Origin of the sequence: Acinetobacter sp. ANC 4218, from assembly GCF_002135245.1 — a bacterium.
In the GTDB taxonomy this organism is placed as follows: Bacteria; Pseudomonadota; Gammaproteobacteria; order Pseudomonadales; family Moraxellaceae; genus Acinetobacter.
On sequence record NZ_NEGD01000011.1, the window covers coordinates 139,372 to 154,817 of the forward strand.

17 protein-coding genes and 2 pseudogenes are annotated in these 15,446 nt (G+C 40.1%); 7 read left to right on the top strand and 12 right to left on the bottom strand.

From position 1 onward, the window contains the following. Positions 1 to 139 precede the first annotated feature (139 nt). From fumC to B9T38_RS12230, 4 genes are all read right to left on the bottom strand, one after another. A complete protein-coding gene (gene fumC, locus B9T38_RS12215; protein ID WP_086197058.1) occupies positions 140 to 1,534 on the bottom strand; it encodes a class II fumarate hydratase in 1,395 nt (464 codons plus the stop codon). 130 nt (positions 1,535 to 1,664) lie between these two features. Then, a complete protein-coding gene (locus B9T38_RS12220) occupies positions 1,665 to 2,672 on the bottom strand; it encodes an SDR family NAD(P)-dependent oxidoreductase (RefSeq protein WP_086197059.1) in 1,008 nt (335 codons plus the stop codon). 355 nt (positions 2,673 to 3,027) lie between these two features. After that, positions 3,028 to 3,771, bottom strand: a complete 744-nt coding sequence (locus B9T38_RS12225; RefSeq protein WP_086197060.1) for an SDR family NAD(P)-dependent oxidoreductase — start codon at positions 3,769 to 3,771, stop codon at positions 3,028 to 3,030. A 502-nt stretch (positions 3,772 to 4,273) separates the two neighbouring features. Further along, the gene (locus B9T38_RS12230) at positions 4,274 to 4,732 is read right to left on the bottom strand and encodes a DUF2147 domain-containing protein (RefSeq protein WP_086197061.1); all 459 of its coding nucleotides are present in this window, start codon (positions 4,730 to 4,732) and stop codon (positions 4,274 to 4,276) included. 562 nt (positions 4,733 to 5,294) lie between these two features. Between B9T38_RS12230 and tusD the strand changes: the two genes are divergently transcribed. Genes tusD through B9T38_RS12250 form a run of 4 tightly spaced genes read left to right on the top strand, consistent with a single transcriptional unit; the run spans position 5,295 to position 6,688 of the window. Further along, positions 5,295 to 5,663: a sulfurtransferase complex subunit TusD gene (gene tusD / locus B9T38_RS12235; protein ID WP_086197062.1), complete on the top strand. Its 369-nt coding sequence runs from the start codon at positions 5,295 to 5,297 to the stop codon at positions 5,661 to 5,663. 44 nt (positions 5,664 to 5,707) lie between these two features. Then, positions 5,708 to 6,058 (top strand): hypothetical protein, encoded by a 351-nt coding sequence (locus tag B9T38_RS12240; RefSeq protein WP_086197063.1) that lies wholly within the window; start codon positions 5,708 to 5,710, stop codon positions 6,056 to 6,058. A 20-nt stretch (positions 6,059 to 6,078) separates the two neighbouring features. Further along, a complete protein-coding gene (locus B9T38_RS12245; protein ID WP_086197064.1) occupies positions 6,079 to 6,363 on the top strand; it encodes a DsrH/TusB family sulfur metabolism protein in 285 nt (94 codons plus the stop codon). Positions 6,364 to 6,376: 13 nt separating this feature from the next. Next, positions 6,377 to 6,688, top strand: coding sequence for a TusE/DsrC/DsvC family sulfur relay protein (locus B9T38_RS12250; protein ID WP_086197065.1), 312 nt, complete (start codon positions 6,377 to 6,379; stop codon positions 6,686 to 6,688). A gap of 284 nt (positions 6,689 to 6,972) precedes the next feature. Here B9T38_RS12250 and B9T38_RS12255 read toward each other — a convergent pair whose 3' ends face one another. Continuing rightward, positions 6,973 to 7,872 carry a LysR family transcriptional regulator gene (locus tag B9T38_RS12255; RefSeq protein WP_086197066.1) on the bottom strand — a complete coding sequence of 300 codons (900 nt, stop codon included), beginning with the start codon at positions 7,870 to 7,872 and terminating at the stop codon, positions 6,973 to 6,975. Between the two features lie 96 nt (positions 7,873 to 7,968). Here B9T38_RS12255 and B9T38_RS12260 point away from each other — a divergent pair, with 96 nt between their 5' ends. Next, positions 7,969 to 8,403 (top strand): CidA/LrgA family protein, encoded by a 435-nt coding sequence (locus B9T38_RS12260; protein ID WP_086197067.1) that lies wholly within the window; start codon positions 7,969 to 7,971, stop codon positions 8,401 to 8,403. A gap of 1 nt (position 8,404) precedes the next feature. Beyond that, on the top strand, positions 8,405 to 9,097 hold the full coding sequence (locus B9T38_RS12265) for an LrgB family protein (protein WP_086197068.1): 693 nt from the start codon (positions 8,405 to 8,407) through the stop codon (positions 9,095 to 9,097). 67 nt (positions 9,098 to 9,164) lie between these two features. On the opposite strand, the gene B9T38_RS12270 is transcribed toward B9T38_RS12265, so the two are convergent. The 6 genes and pseudogenes from B9T38_RS12270 to B9T38_RS12295 all read right to left on the bottom strand — a co-directional run. After that, positions 9,165 to 9,914, bottom strand: a complete 750-nt coding sequence (locus B9T38_RS12270; protein ID WP_086197069.1) for an adenosylcobinamide-GDP ribazoletransferase — start codon at positions 9,912 to 9,914, stop codon at positions 9,165 to 9,167. Next, the gene (locus B9T38_RS12275; RefSeq protein WP_086197070.1) at positions 9,911 to 10,519 is read right to left on the bottom strand and encodes a histidine phosphatase family protein; all 609 of its coding nucleotides are present in this window, start codon (positions 10,517 to 10,519) and stop codon (positions 9,911 to 9,913) included. The genes B9T38_RS12270 and B9T38_RS12275 overlap by 4 nt, the downstream gene beginning before the upstream one ends. Positions 10,520 to 10,546: 27 nt before the next feature. Further along, positions 10,547 to 11,599 carry a nicotinate-nucleotide--dimethylbenzimidazole phosphoribosyltransferase gene (gene cobT / locus B9T38_RS12280; protein ID WP_086197071.1) on the bottom strand — a complete coding sequence of 351 codons (1,053 nt, stop codon included), beginning with the start codon at positions 11,597 to 11,599 and terminating at the stop codon, positions 10,547 to 10,549. Further along, positions 11,599 to 12,117: a bifunctional adenosylcobinamide kinase/adenosylcobinamide-phosphate guanylyltransferase gene (cobU, locus tag B9T38_RS12285; RefSeq protein ID WP_086197072.1), complete on the bottom strand. Its 519-nt coding sequence runs from the start codon at positions 12,115 to 12,117 to the stop codon at positions 11,599 to 11,601. The genes cobT and cobU overlap by 1 nt, the downstream gene beginning before the upstream one ends. Next, positions 12,114 to 12,725: a 2'-5' RNA ligase family protein gene (locus tag B9T38_RS12290; RefSeq protein ID WP_086197073.1), complete on the bottom strand. Its 612-nt coding sequence runs from the start codon at positions 12,723 to 12,725 to the stop codon at positions 12,114 to 12,116. Before B9T38_RS12290 ends, cobU begins: the two co-directional genes overlap by 4 nt. A 585-nt stretch (positions 12,726 to 13,310) precedes the next feature. After that, positions 13,311 to 13,637: pseudogene (locus tag B9T38_RS12295) on the bottom strand (aminoacyl-tRNA deacylase); the annotation flags it as partial. A 167-nt stretch (positions 13,638 to 13,804) separates the two neighbouring features. Between B9T38_RS12295 and B9T38_RS12300 the strand changes: the two are divergent. Continuing rightward, the gene (locus B9T38_RS12300) at positions 13,805 to 15,028 is read left to right on the top strand and encodes a tyrosine-type recombinase/integrase (protein ID WP_086197075.1); all 1,224 of its coding nucleotides are present in this window, start codon (positions 13,805 to 13,807) and stop codon (positions 15,026 to 15,028) included. A gap of 289 nt (positions 15,029 to 15,317) precedes the next feature. On the opposite strand, the pseudogene B9T38_RS16595 reads toward B9T38_RS12300, so the two are convergent. Next, positions 15,318 to 15,446, bottom strand: a pseudogene (locus B9T38_RS16595) (IS256 family transposase); the annotation flags it as partial.

A 15,446-nucleotide genomic window follows, 5' to 3' on the forward strand; every position in this document is an offset into this window, starting at 1 on the left:
TTTTATTTTTTCATACATGTTAAATAAACGTCAAGCATAATCAATCATCAGCAGTTAATTTCTAGGACTATTGTACGCATATCTGCCCCAGATAAAAACCACTGATGATCAATTGATAGCTGTTCCAACCTTTAGATGGCTATTTCACATTAGGTGAAACCATATTTTCCGGAATTACCACGGCATCAAACTGTTCGGCAGTGACCAGGTTCAATTCGACCGCGACCTGTTTTAAGGTTTTGCCTTCATTGTATGCTGTTTTTGCCACTTTAGCAGCATTTTCATAACCAATCACCGGATTTAAAGCAGTGACTAACATCAGTGAATTATGCAGGAAATGATCAATTTTTTCGCGGTTGGGCTCAATGCCAACGGCACAATGATCATTAAAGCTGTTACATGCATCGCCCAACAGTTGAATCGATTGCAACAAGTTAAATGCAATGACCGGCATAAACACATTCAGCTCGAAGTTGCCCGAAGCTCCGGCGACGTTAATGGTCGTATCATTCCCCAGCACCTGCGCCACCACCATGGTCATGGCTTCACTTTGGGTTGGATTAACCTTGCCGGGCATAATGCTTGAACCTGGCTCATTTTCAGGAATACGGATTTCACCAAAACCGCAGCGCGGACCACTGGCCAACCAGCGAATATCATTGGCAATTTTATTTAAACTCACTGCCAACGTTTTTAAAGCCCCAGAGGCAAATACCGCAGCATCTCGCCCTGCTAAAGCTTCAAATTTATTCGGAGCCGTTACAAATGGCAAACCGGTTAAATTAGCCAACTGTGCTGCAGCTTTAACTGCATACTCCGGATGTGCATTTAAACCTGTTCCAACTGCTGTACCTCCCAAAGGCAACTCATATAAACCCAGTAAAGCATAATGCAGACGTTTTAAGCCATGATCCAGTTGTGACACGTAGCCACTAAATTCTTGCCCGAGCGTTAAGGGCGTTGCATCCTGTAAATGGGTACGTCCAATTTTCACAATATCGGAAAATGCCTGAGATTTAGCCTCTAGAGTATCGCGTAAACGTTGTACCGCAGGAATCAGCAATTCATTGATTTGCAGGCTTGCAGCCACATGGATGGCTGTCGGGAAAGAATCATTGGTCGATTGTGCACGATTGACATGGTCATTGGGGTGAACCGGCTTTTGAGAACCCAAAGGATTACCCAGTTTCTGGTTGGCAATATTGGCAATGACTTCATTACAGTTCATATTGCTTTGCGTACCTGAACCAGTTTGCCACACCACCAATGGAAACTGGCTATCCCACTTTCCAGAAATCACCTCTTCTGCAGCATTGACAATATAATGTGACAATTCATGAGGAATTTGACCTAACTCGGCATTGGTCATGGCGGCCGCTTTTTTGACCAAGCCCATCGCCCGAATCATCGGTCGCGGTAAACGTTCTTGACCGATTTTAAAGTTTTGCAAACTACGCTGTGTTTGCGCACCCCACATTGCTTCACTGGGAACTTCTACCTCGCCCATGGTGTCATGTTCAATACGTGTTTGCATTCTCCACCTCATATCGATGTCGTTTTATGATTTAAACTAATTCAATAGTTTTGACATATTTACTAATCTTAATCAAACGCATTTTAATTATAAATGATTATTATTTGCATTTTTTTAACTCTGCATGGTTTTAATTTCCTTTCAAAGTTTGCTTATAAAAACGCCAGGCATCTTCAATAATTTGGGTAATGCTGCGCTTAGGTTGCCATTTTAAAATTTCATGGGCTTTACCTGAGGTCGCTCCCACCTGATCCAGTTCTGCATAAGTATAAAACGGCGCATCCATGGTTTTGATTTCAGTCTGGGTGACTTTCGAAACTTCACTGAGTAAGGCACGGATAGACATATTTTGCCCTGCAATATTAAAGGCATCACAGGTATAAGGCTGAGTCCTTAACCATTGTAGAGTCGCGAGAATGGCATCACAGCAATCCAATACATGCAAAAAGCTGCGCTCAACGGTACGGTCCAGGGTTTGGGCTTGCTGTCGCAGTTCAATATAATCACGTTTTTTCGCTGCAACCTGTAAAGCCAGTGGAATAATATTTTTCGGCAATGGCGCCACAAATTCTCCAAGCACGCCATGTTCAAAAGCACCGGCAATGTTGCATAGTCTTAAAATGGCAATTTTCCATTCGTTGTCGGTCAGTGCGGTATCACGGATAATTTCTTCCGTCATCTGCTGCGATTTGATATAGGGATTGGGGTAGGAATAATTAAATGGCGTATCTTCGCTCAGAATTAAGCTGGACTGACCATAGACCGCCAGACTGGATAAGTGAATTAAGGTTCGAATGCCTGTACGCTGCATAGATCGCAGCAAACTCATAATACAACTGACATTATCGTTATAATATTCCAACGGTTTAAGCGCAGATTCTTCTATCGATTTAAAACCAGCGGTGTGAATGACGGCTTCTACAGAATATTGTTCAAAAACTTTGTTTAAGGCGGGTGTATTTCGGATGTCAATTTTGACAAAAGGCACATACATGCCGGAAATGTATTCAAGTCGTTCTAAGGTTTGTAAAGTTGCATTGGATAAATTATCAACAATGATGACTTCTTGTCCATGAGCCATCAGGCTTAACGCAATATGTGAGCCTATAAAGCCTAAACCACCCGTCACTAAAATCATTGTATAGATACTCCTTATAATAATCAGTACCTTGCAACTTATTGGTGTAATCTTGGTGTTTACAACAACTTATCCACAGATATTAAAAGCAAAAAACCGACTCAAAATTCTCTTGAGTCGGCTAATCTGCAAGAGCACTATCACACCATCTTAAAGATTTGGAATATTGCATGTGTTGCAGTTATGGCTATGAACTGTATATTGTTTATGAAAAAAATAAAAAACTTATTCAATGAATGGTAAAACTCATCAAGAGGAATAAAAATGAAACCATGGGAATACTTTTACATAGAACACACGATAAGACATGATCCTAGCCAAACAACTAGACACACATAACCATCTTTGTTGTTTTTTATTGCGAAGTATATGCACCATCGACCACATACTGACTGCCTGTCACAAATGAAGCACCATCAGAGAGCAGAAAGGCAACGACCTGAGCAACTTCTTCCGGATAGCCGGCTCGACCAATCGGATGTAATTTCACCATCTCTCCCTCATCAATCTCAGCACTTAAAGGCGTTTTAATATACCCAGGATGTACCGAATTAATGCGAATACCTTGATCCGCATATTCCAATGCCGCTGCTTTTGTTAATCCGGTAATAGCATGCTTTGCAGCCACATAGCCAGGAATATTTTTAAACCCGATTAAGCCTGCAATTGAAGAGGTATTGACAATCGCTCCACCTCCAGCAGCCAATATTGCAGGAATCTCATAGCGCATACTATAAAATACCCCATTTAGATTAACATCAAGCACACGATGCCACCCATCAATGCTCAATTCTGCAGTTGGGTTAAGCTCCCCCAGAATTCCCGCATTATTGAATGCTAAATGCAGTGCGCCATATGTACTGACAGCAAATTCAACCACTGCTTTCATATCTTCAGGCTCAGCTATATTGGCTTTATTTGCTACAGCTTTCCCACCTAAAGATATGATCTCATTAGCAACTTTATGAACCGTTTCCAGGTTAATATCTGAAACCACCACACTTGCGCCCTGTTGGGCCAAAAGCATAGCCGTACTTTTGCCAATACCAGAACCAGCTCCAGTAACTAAGGCCACTTTATTATTGAATTTATTTGACATAATTTTTTTCCATTTCTAATTTTAAGCGTAAGTCGCAAGACTTTATAATATTCAGCATCTCAATTCTTTGTTGAGACTGGGTCTATAATACTATTCTGCATGAGTTCAACATATTTTTAGTATATTGATCTAACCAAAGTCATACAGCACATTCTCTATATTGAACTAAAAATGAGTTTGTTTAACGCCAGTATACTTTTTGAAACACCACAAAAATTCTATATGCTTAGTTGTTAAACAAGCTTAAATAAAATAGTCATATATTAAGCATACTTTAATGATCAAATACTACGGATAGTATTCGATCGCACAGCCCCACTTCGGTGGGTTTCTTATTTCTGAAATAAACTTTCGCTATTTTATAGGCAAGGTCGGATTCGAAGGTAAGACCTGTAATAACTAAGTAGCACTAATTCCCAAAACCCATCCCTGTGATGGGTTTCTTTTGCCTATTCTTGCTTATAATTTATTTACCAATAAAAATAATCACTTGAGAATTATATTAGAGCTTTTTCCAAGTCATGATGCTAGTTACATTGGCACTTTTAGCTTTACCATTGACTTTCATTTGGTCTCCAGCAGCATTTAAACTGGCATCAATATCATATACACGTCCATCCTGCGTATTAATCCAAATACCCTTGTTAAATTGTTTATTGCTAGTATCAGCAACCAGACCTTTAAGAGCTTCCATTCCAAAAATTGGCTGATTCTTCAGTTCACCTTGGCATTTGCTACATACTTCAGAACTTGCAACACCAGGTAAAGATCGATTTTTAGTAATGACAGCACTGTACTGTTGTGTTTTAGAATTCTTGCGAATCACGATGTCTGAAACATAATAACCAGTACGATCATCAATAACTTTCCAAGTGCCAATTAACGGATCGAATGGCATAGCGGCTAATGGATTGATTAGCCAAAAAAATAATGCAGTAGCAGCAAAAAATTTACGGTTCATAAAAAGTATTTACAATTCAAAGAAATAAATAAGCACGGCTGTGCTCAAAATTGGCGAGAGTATAACAATTATTTTTCTATTAAGACATTAATTTCATTAGATTTAAATATATATCTGCTAGCTATTCCCAAAATTAATCAAAGATTAAAATCAAGATATCATCATTTTTACAACGTTCACTTACCTTACTATCAAGCCAAAATCAAAGAAAACCATGACATGTAATAATGAAGTAACGCTACCCAGCCCATCCCAGTGATGGGTTTTCTTTTGAAAAGGCCAGCATTGGTGTAGATCTGGTTCAGATTACTTTTTATTTTACCAATAATGTGAAAAAAGGAAGGAAATATAGGGAATTTCATGCAGATAAAAAAGCAGGTTTTATGACTTTTAATTTTCACAAACCCAAATAAAACATTGTTTTTAAATAATTATTTTTGAAATAATTTTAACATTAAGTTCTGAATTCTTTAGATACCACCTAAAATCATTGTATACTACCCTTTTCTTATGAAGTTTGGATGCATCAATATTGGATTGGGCATTCTTCAAGTGAATTTCGATGAGTACCTTATTACTAATTACCTCCGCTCCAACCTCGATTTACGCCTGGCATGCCTTGGGTCTGGCTCAGGCCTTGCACGCAAAAAACCAGCCATTTCGCGTGTTCTTCTATCAGGACGGTGTTGCTGTAGCAAATGCCTTACAATGGGTTCCAGACGATCAGCGTAACCTGACGGAAGAATGGCAGAAACTGGCGATTCGCTTGCCGGTATGTGTGAGTGCTGCGTTGGCGCGTGGTATTAGCGATGAAGAAAATGCCAAACGACATCAAATTAGCCAACACAATCTTGCGCAAGGCTTTAAACTGGTTGGTCTGGGTGAACTTGCCGATGCAGTACAGTCAACACAACGTCTGATTCAATTCTAAGACGATATTTTTTTGGTATTTGTTGCTTTTAAAAGGTAAATTGTGTGAAATCTGTACTCGTTATTCTGACCCAAGCCAATCTGGCCAATCTGCAGGTGCATGAAAGCCTGTCTGCCACGATGGTACTGGCAACTTTTGGCTGTGAAGTGAAAGTTTTACTGCAAGATGCAGCCTTAAGTTTACTCAATGCCGAACTGCCATTCGATCAGCTTAAACATGCCTTTAAAGTGGCATCCAACATGGTCGATAGCTTTGAATTTTATGACCTTAGCCCGATTTTGATTGAAAACAAACATCAACATTCACACTTTGTGGCCAATGCTCAACAGGATATTGAATTTGTTGAGTTAAATCCTGATTTCATTCAAAGTTTTGATTTTGTACTGTACTGGTAAAGTTAAAGAGTAAACTGATTATGTCGAATAAAAGCTTATATTTGGTGCAAAGTACTTTTTCAGCAACCCCGAATGTTTTGAGCAAATTACAACAGGTTTACTCTCCTGAAGATACAGTTGTACTGATGGGTGAATCGGTCCTGCAACTACAGCATCCATTTCTGCAACCATTGAATAAGGTGTATGTACTGGACAACGATGCGGAAATCCTGGCGGGACAAACAACCGAAAATTTACAGCTGATTTCTTATGCAGAATTTGCAAATATTTGCCTGAACCATGGCCGCTGTATTCGTTTGAACTAATTTGAGATTTATGATGAATTTAGAACTCGATCAAGACGGTCACTTAGTCGATTACACCATTTGGAATGAAACGGTGGCTCAAGAGTTGGCAAACTCTCTGGAGCTGCAACTTACAGCGTGGCATTTTGAAGTTTTGCATGCAGTACGCCAGTTCTATCGACAGTTTGGGCATTCACCTGCCACTCGTCCACTGATCAAATTCCTGATGAAAACCGTCAGTGCCGATATCAATAATGCCGTCTTGCAAGAGCAATTTAAGACCGGTCTGGTGGCACGTCATTTAAGCCGTCTAGCAGGCATTCCTAAACCGCCGAATTGTCTATAAATCCTGAAGGAAAAGATTCAGGATGATATTTTGTGCTGTTCCAGATAGGCATAATCATGTTGCGTCAATTCAGCTTTAACCTGCCTAGCATGCAGCGTTTCATGACACTCAGAACATACCCGTCACGGGATCACTTTATGACCACAGCTTTTATGCGTATATTGCATCGGCTGTCCTAAATCTTCATTCATCCATTGATCTGCCCAATGTGCCATAGACATTAAAATGGGATTCAGTCTGCATCCAAACCCTGTTTTTTACAGTCGGCTGCCAACCAAGTTTTTTTAAAAGTGAATTTTATCCCGATTTTCCTCAATAATTTTTAACCATGCCCTTGTTGCCGGATTCATGGCAACGGTGGTATTCCAGGCCATGCTCAGCGTCCAGTTCAGATAAGGGCTTTCCAGCAGGCTGATGTTAAATTTCTCCTGATCCAGCTGTTCACAGTAAATTTTTGGCAACAAAGCAATCCCTACATCCGACTCGACCATTTTGGCAATAAAGTCCCATTGGCTACTTTTACAAACCACATGCGGTTCAAAACCGACGTAATTCGCTGCCTGAATAATCATATTGTTTAAAGTGAAGGAATCATCATAAAGTAAAAAAGACTCTTCTTTTAATTCAATCAATTTTACGGTTTGTCGATTCTTCCACTGGGTATCTTTTCGAGAAAGCAAACATAAAGGTGAATCCATAATAGGAATACCGCTCAGTACAGGTTTTAAATGTCCCAGTAAAATGCCAACATCGACTTTTTTCGCCAAAATGGCATCTTCAATCGCAGCTGCACCGACTTCCAGAAAACTTAATTCGATATGTGGATATTGCTTGTGAAACTTGGCAATTAAACTGCTAAGTAAAACTGAACCCAAAGGCGGTAAACCCAGGGTTAATTTTCCCTGTTTCAGCTGCCGGATTTTAGCCACTGTTTCAAAAATACGTTGCTGTTGTTCCAGTATGACCAAAGCATGTTGATACACTTGTTCACCAGTATAGGTTAAGGCAACATCACGTTTACGACCGGCATCCCCCCTGTGAAATAAAGCCACACCAATTTCCTGTTCCAGGTGATGTATGGTCTTACTGATGGTGGGCTGGGTCACACATATCTCCTCTGCTGTTCGGGTAAAACTTTGCAATTGGACAATTTTAACGAATACGCTCAGACTCTTAATATCCACCTATCATTCCATTTATACATAATCTTTTTTTTATTATTCATAATATGAACACATGGTCAAATTTAAAATACCTGCAAGTTTTTATATTTTCTGATTATGTCTACTTCCTCACATTCTGCTCCATCAATTTATATTGCTCAGGTGGTATTACAGCTCAGTCTGCTGATCTTCATCTGGTGGGTTTCCTCACTGATACAACATGCGCTCAATTTACCGGTTTCTGCCGGGGTTATTGGCCTGTTACTGGTGTTAATGGCTTTACTGAGTGGCCTGTTTAAACTGCAATGGATTAAAACAGGTTCAGATTTTATTCTCGGTGAACTGGTCTTGTTATTTATTCCCTGTGTAGTCGGCATCATTAAATATAAAGACCTGCTTTTGACCCAAGGCTGGCAACTGATTTTATCGGTTGTAATCGGTACTTTTTGTGTGATGCTGGCTACAGCCTATAGCGTATATTTCGGTTTTAAACTGGAAGCCCGTTTAAAGCATAAATCACAATCCCGACACCTGTTAGAACAGGGAAAATAATATGAACCTGACTGCGCTTATATGTTTTCTCGGGACACTCATCTGTTATGTACTGGCTAAAAAACTGCATAAAAAATATCCCTACATGCTGTTGGCACCCGGTATTTTTGTGCCTCTTATTCTGGTGATATTGATGCTGGCGTTCAATATTTCCTATGATAGCTATATGGTGGAAAATCAATGGCTGATCTGGATGTTGGGACCTGCGACCATTGCCTTTGCCATTCCAATTTATGAATATCGCAAAGTCATTACAGCACATGCATTGTCGATTGGTTTAGGCATTGTGGTGGGCATGATTGTCGGTGTGATCAGTTCATTTTATCTGGCAAAATTATTCCATTTTGACCAGGCCACTTCTTATAGTTTAATGGCCCGTTCCATTTCTACCCCCTTTGCCATGGAACTCACTTCCCATATAGGTGGTTCGGTTGAACTAGTGATTTTATTTACCATGATTACCGGGATTGCTGGCGTTGCGATGGGAGATATGCTCCTGCTTGCACTCAAACTCAATTCACGCTTTGCTCAAGGCGCTTCTTTTGGGAATGCGGCACATGGTTTTGGTACCAGTAAAGCCTTTATGCGCCATCGTGAGGAAGGTGTAGTGGCCTGTTTGACCATGGTGCTTGCAGGGGTATTTATGGTGCTGCTGGGACCTGCAATTATTTCCATGGTCGTCACTTATTTATAAGTGATAATGCCCATGATACGGAAGTGATGCTGTTGAGGTGATCAGGCTGCTCACTTCCTCTTTTTAATCATGGAATGGTTAAATAAAAACTCGCTACAATGAAGCTCAAAAGACTCACCGCCTCGCAAATTTCAATACTCGCCCCTACCGTATCACCGGTAATTCCTCCAATACGCTGGATAAATTTGTATCTTAAATAAAGCAATGTACCGAGCATAGATAAAGCACACAGCATTCCAGCCCATCCCCAATACACTGATGTAAGTAAACTTAATACACATACAATAATGGCGGCAGTTTTCGGAATAAATTCTGCAATTGAAGTGCCTAAACCTTTTTGGCGCACATAAGGGGTGGTTAAAAATAAAAATAACGGCGCTAAACGACCCAATAGCGGAAATAAAATCAGGGCTGAATATAAGTGCTCTTGCAATAATACATATAGCACAGACCATTTTAGCAGGCACAGAATGATTAAACTCAGCACGCCAATTGGTCCACAGCTAGGGTCTTTCATAATAGTTAAAGTGCGTTCTGAGTCGCCAAAACCACCGACCCAAGCATCGGCTGTATCAGCTAGACCATCCAGATGCAACCCGCCTGTCAACCAGATCCACAGTACTAAAATCACACTGCTTAATAAAATGACGGGGATCGCCTGTAAAAGATGGGCAAGTGCAAATAGAATCAGGCCAATAATCAAGCCAACTAATGGATAAAACAGCAAAGATTGAGCATTTTGTTGTTTGCTCGGCATCTGTTTTAATTGAACTGGAAATGTCGTTAAAAACTGCAACGCAATAAAAAATGGCGTCATGCTGATTGCTCCACATATTCAATGCTTAAATCGTCATGCAGAATAAAATGATTAAATTGCCCCAGTTCAGCAGACATTTTTAAAATATTGTCCAAGTGTTGATTGAATGCCAGACATTTTAACAGTTTAATCACCCCGCCATGCGTGACCACCATTGCATGTGCAAATTGATTTTGCTGCATGGAACCCTGAATTTGTTGCAACGCATGTAAAATACGCTGCTGAAACTGCTGCATGGTTTCGGCATTGGGTGGACTAAATCGGGTTGGAGTTTCCCAGAACTGCGCCAGCAATTCAGGCTGCTTTTCATAGATGTCTTGAGTAGAAACGCCTTCCCAATCGCCAAAATGCATTTCTTGCAAATTGCGATCTAAAATGAGTTCAAGCTTTAAATTGTTGGCGATTTCATCTGCAAATAAAGCACAGCGCTGCAAAGGCGAACTAAATACAACATCCCAAGAGTTAGGTGAATTATTTTTTAAGAATTGATCTACCGTTTGGTGCATTTTCTGCCAGCCTGAATCCGTCAAGGCGTCATCGGTTGAACCACGCAAAGTATGACTCAGCTCGGTCTCGCCATGACGCAGCAAATCAATCCTGTACATCTTAAATCATCCTTAAATCTAGGCAGATTAAACTTTTTCACCTGTCACGGCGGCTTCAGCAAAAGTCGCCATATTGTTATGCAGGCTACATGCTAACTTGATGATTCCTAAAGCCGCACCGGCACCACTGCCTTCTCCCAGGCGTAAATTCAGTTTGAGCAAAGGGTTGGCATTCAGTTCTTGCAATAAACGTTGATGACCATATTCAGCAGACTGGTGACCAAACAGCATCCATTCACGTACGGCCGGATTTAATCGTACCGCTACCAATGCAGATGCGGTCGTGATAAAGCCATCGACCACCATAGGCAAACCCAGTTGTGCACAGCGAATATAAGCACCGACCATTGCAGCCACTTCCAGTCCACCCACGGCGCACAAGGCTTTAAATGCATCACTGCCTACATATTCTGTGTGTAATGCTATCGCCTGGTTAATGACATTTTTTTTATGGTTGAGCTGTTCTTCACCGATCCCTGTCCCTACACCGGTCAGTTGCTCAGCAGGCTCATTCAGTAAAAAACAGGCGACAGCAGAAGCAGAACAGGTATTGCCAATACCCATTTCCCCAGCCACATAGATTGAAGCCCCATGGGCAATGGCCTCATCTACACTTTTACGACCAAGATTTAAAGCTTCTATACATTGTTCTTCAGTCATGGCCACTTGTTTGGCAAAGTTGGCCGTACCCGGGATAATGCAATAACGTTCAACGCCTGTATATTCATAGGCATCACCGACTGAACCGCAGTCAATCACTTGCAGTCTGGCATTGTATTCCTTGGCAATTACGCTAATACAGGCTCCACCGCTGGTGAAATTTTGCAGCATTTGGCGAGTTACCGCTTGCGGATAGGCTGAAATGTTTTCTTCCATCACACCATGGTCACCGGCAAAAATGGTAATCCACGGTTTATCAATATTCGGGCGCTGATTGTTTTGCAAACAGGCCAACTGAATCGCTACATTTTCCAGTTCGGAAAGTGAACCGGTCGGTTTGGTGAGCTGTAATTGACGCTCCGCAGCCTGTAGTCGGGCTTCTGCACTTGGCTTTTTACACGCATCTAACCACCAGCTCATTATTTCTCTCCTTTTAAAATCATTGGGAAACCTGCGACGCAAAACATTACTTTATCGGCAATCTGTCCCAACTGCTGATGCAATCGGCCAGACTCATCCACAAACTTGCGGCTGATCTCGCCCATGGGTACTACGCCCAATCCAGTTTCATTGCTTACCAAAATGATTTGTGATTGCAAACTTGGCAGTACATCCAGTAATTTTTCACATTCTACGGCTTGCAGATTTTCATCTTCATGCATTAACAGATTAGTCATCCATAGCGTCAGGCAATCGACGAGAATCAGCTGATTTGCTACGTCAATTTGCTGTAATCGCTCCGCCAGTGAGAAAGGCTCTTCAATCAGCTGCCAATGGGCAGGACGCTGCATTTGATGATGATGAATACGTTGCTGCATTTCTGTATCTAAAGCCTGAGCCGTTGCAATATATGTCACTTTAAGATTTGAATCTTTTGCGATTTGTTCTGCAAGACGACTTTTACCGGAACGCGCGCCGCCTAAAATAAGTTGGATCATGCATCACCCAAAATAACTTGATGGTATGGTGTTAATGGACCCTGCAAGGTTTGGGCATTGTAGGTCCCAAAAGTTAATTGCTGGATCTGAAATTCAAATTGCTGCTGTGAAATATTTTGCATGCTCTCAAACACTGCATCACTATTGATTTTGTCTTTATACAGACCCAAAGTGATATGAGGACAATATTGCAATGGTGCGACTTCTGCTGAACAGGTATATAACTGTTGACGAATCTCGGCCAGGCTTCCTTCAATATCATCAATTTCAATAAAAAGCGCACTTTCAAAACTATTTAAGCGTCCGGACCTTAGTGTAAATGAAGATTTTTTTTCTCGCTTTAAAAGTTCAATTTGCTGTTGTAATCGTTGCTGGCTAAAATCGTCATCCCAAGCCTGCTGGTGAGTGGTCAAAAATCCGCAAATAAACAAGGTGATATGAAACTGGCGAGTATTTGGCGTGTACAGTAGATCGGAAAAGTGCTGACGTAAATGGTCTAAATAGAGCAGCAATTCAGGCGACTGGATTTCCAGATACCAGAGTGAATAATCCGTGCGCCCCTTATGCCACTCAGGATAGTCCTGTGCAAGCGTGGGCACAACTGGCATTGAAGGCTTTAGAAACACGTAAAATTCACATTAAATTCAATCACCTTATTTAACCATGAATTCGATGCAATTGAATAAAGCATTGGCTTAACAATATTCAGCCTATGCTGAAATTTATTCAGTTCATCAAGCATATTCCTGATGCAAACGGTTATTTTTATAGCCCAATAGCCCTGTGTATCCCTCACCTCGATATTAGCCTGATGTATCTTTAGCTACCTGTTATATCATCATGATTTAACGATCTTTTTTTTCTGAACCATAACTTTAATATAAAGCAGAGCATCAATCCCAGCATTAATCACGGCAAAAAATAATAAGGATAACTTTTATGCTACTGATACAAACCACAGCATGACTATACACAGATTTATAATTCCTCCAGATTTATAAACACTCAATCACAAGTTACTAAAACTAACTTTCATATTGGCATTCACATCTATTGTGGTAAGTCCTTTATTTTAGTTAGTACAAACCGAGCCATATTTAATCGTATCTTAGGGCAGTACGGCCAATCACTAAAATCTCCATAAAAAAGCCCTAAATTTCTTTAGGGCTGATTAGCAGCATTTAAATAAATTTTTATAAGTCCAGTATATCTACGAATTGTGCACCTAAAACCTGAGCTAAATCTTGTGGTTTTATGCCAATATCCAGACCTCTTTTACCACCACTAACATATATTTTTGGCAATTGCTGTGCCGTAGCATCAATCACTGTTTTTAAGCGTTTCTTCTGGCCAACCGGGCTGATTCCCCCAACCAGATAACCCGTTAAACGTTCAGCATTTTTAGGATCAGCCATCTGTAATTTTTTACAGCCCACAGCCGCTGCCACTTTCTTTAAATTTAATTGATGATTCACTGGTAAAACTGCTACAAAGTAGTTCTTGTCATCGGAAAACGATATTTTAAAAATCTAAACAAATTACAACAAATTTAAAAAAATTATATTTTTATCAATTAAAGACTTATCAAATTAAGCAGAATCTAAACCTTATATGCAAAATCAAAATTAGTGAGTAATATGGTGAGTAATTACCTAAATTTCATGTCTTCATCGACACTTACTCACATATGCTAACAGACACAAAAATCAGAAGCTTAAAGCCTAGAGAAAAGCCTTACCGTATAGCCGATCACAATGGGCTTTGTATTGAGATAAGACAAAGCGGTTCTAAATTATGGCGCTATAGATATCGCTTTGATGGTAAAGCATCAATGCTGAGTCTTGGTGAGTATCCAGCCGTAAGTTTATCAGACGCACGTAAAGCTAGAGATGAAGCCAGAGCTTTATTGAGTGATGGCAAAAATCCAGCTCAGATTAGGAAAACTGAAAAAATCGAAGCCAGCATTCAGAATGCAAACACGTTTGAGCTTGTTGCGAAAGAATATATTACTGAAATTCTAAAAAATAGATCCAGTGGATACCTGAACAAGATAACAAAATCCCTTGAAATTGATATTTACCCAATCATAGGCTCTAAGAATGTTTCTGAAGTATCAGCTGCTGAGGTTTTATATATTGCAAGATCTACAGTGTCTCGTGTTAGAACAACAGGAAAAAGAGGTACAGGAGAAATTACTGCACTCAATAATATAAAAATTATCGGCGCTATCATGCGCTACGCTATTGCCACTTTAAGAGCTGAAAATGATCCAACCTATGCAGTCAGGGGATCAATAATTCGACCTGATATTGAACATGCAAGACCATTAACCAAAGAAGAACAATCACACTTTAGAAAGGGATTGGATGGTTTTCGTGGATCTGCAACAGTTAGAAATGCGTTACTCACAATGGCATATACAATGCTGCGATCTGTAGAAATAAGACGCATGAAATGGTCTTATATAGACTTTGAATCCAGGGTTATTAATTTCCCAATCTCCACAAGAAACAATTCGCAAGAGAGAACAACAAAGAAAAATAGAATCCACCTGGTGCCAATGTCAGAGCAGCTTTATGCTTTATTGAAGCAACAGTACATTGAATCTGGAAATAAGGAATATGTATTTCCTGCTGTCTATAGTGGTGGTGACTCCAATCCTATTGGTGGTGCCACATTGAATGCAGCTCTTAAAAATATGGGATTAAAAGCAGTAACAGCACATGATTTTCGGGCAACCGCATCAACAATATTAAATGAATTAGATTTTGATGAAAATTGGATTGAGAAGCAGTTAGCTCATGCTGAGCAAAACAAAGTTAGAGCATCTTATAATCATGCTAAGTACATGAACCAGCGCAGGGATATGTTACAACAGTGGGCTGATATTGTAGATGGGTGGAAGGAATAAAAAAGAAAACATGAGAACACTTTTACATTGAGCACTGCATAAAATTTGCCGAGCCATGGAATAAAAAGTCAGGCTGGTCGGTGTGGCATAGTTGTTTTGATTATGATCATGGGTGTGCGTTTGTAGTTTTGAGTTGGATTAGAAGTTAAAATTTTATATCAAGCTTCCGACTAAGTTAAAATAAGTTGTCTTGTATGAACTGGATTAATAATAGGTGAAATCAGTGATAATAAAAATTGTGACCACCTGCGAGCCTGTAAATAATTTTGTGTAATTGCTTTTCATAAATTTAAAGGTGATTGCTTAAGCGGTCACCGAATTCAATAATAAAGCGGCTCATGGCTAAACGCCAGTCGCGAATAGGCATATTCCACTTTTTAGACGCTGCATCAATTGCCAGGTAAATCACTTTACGTAC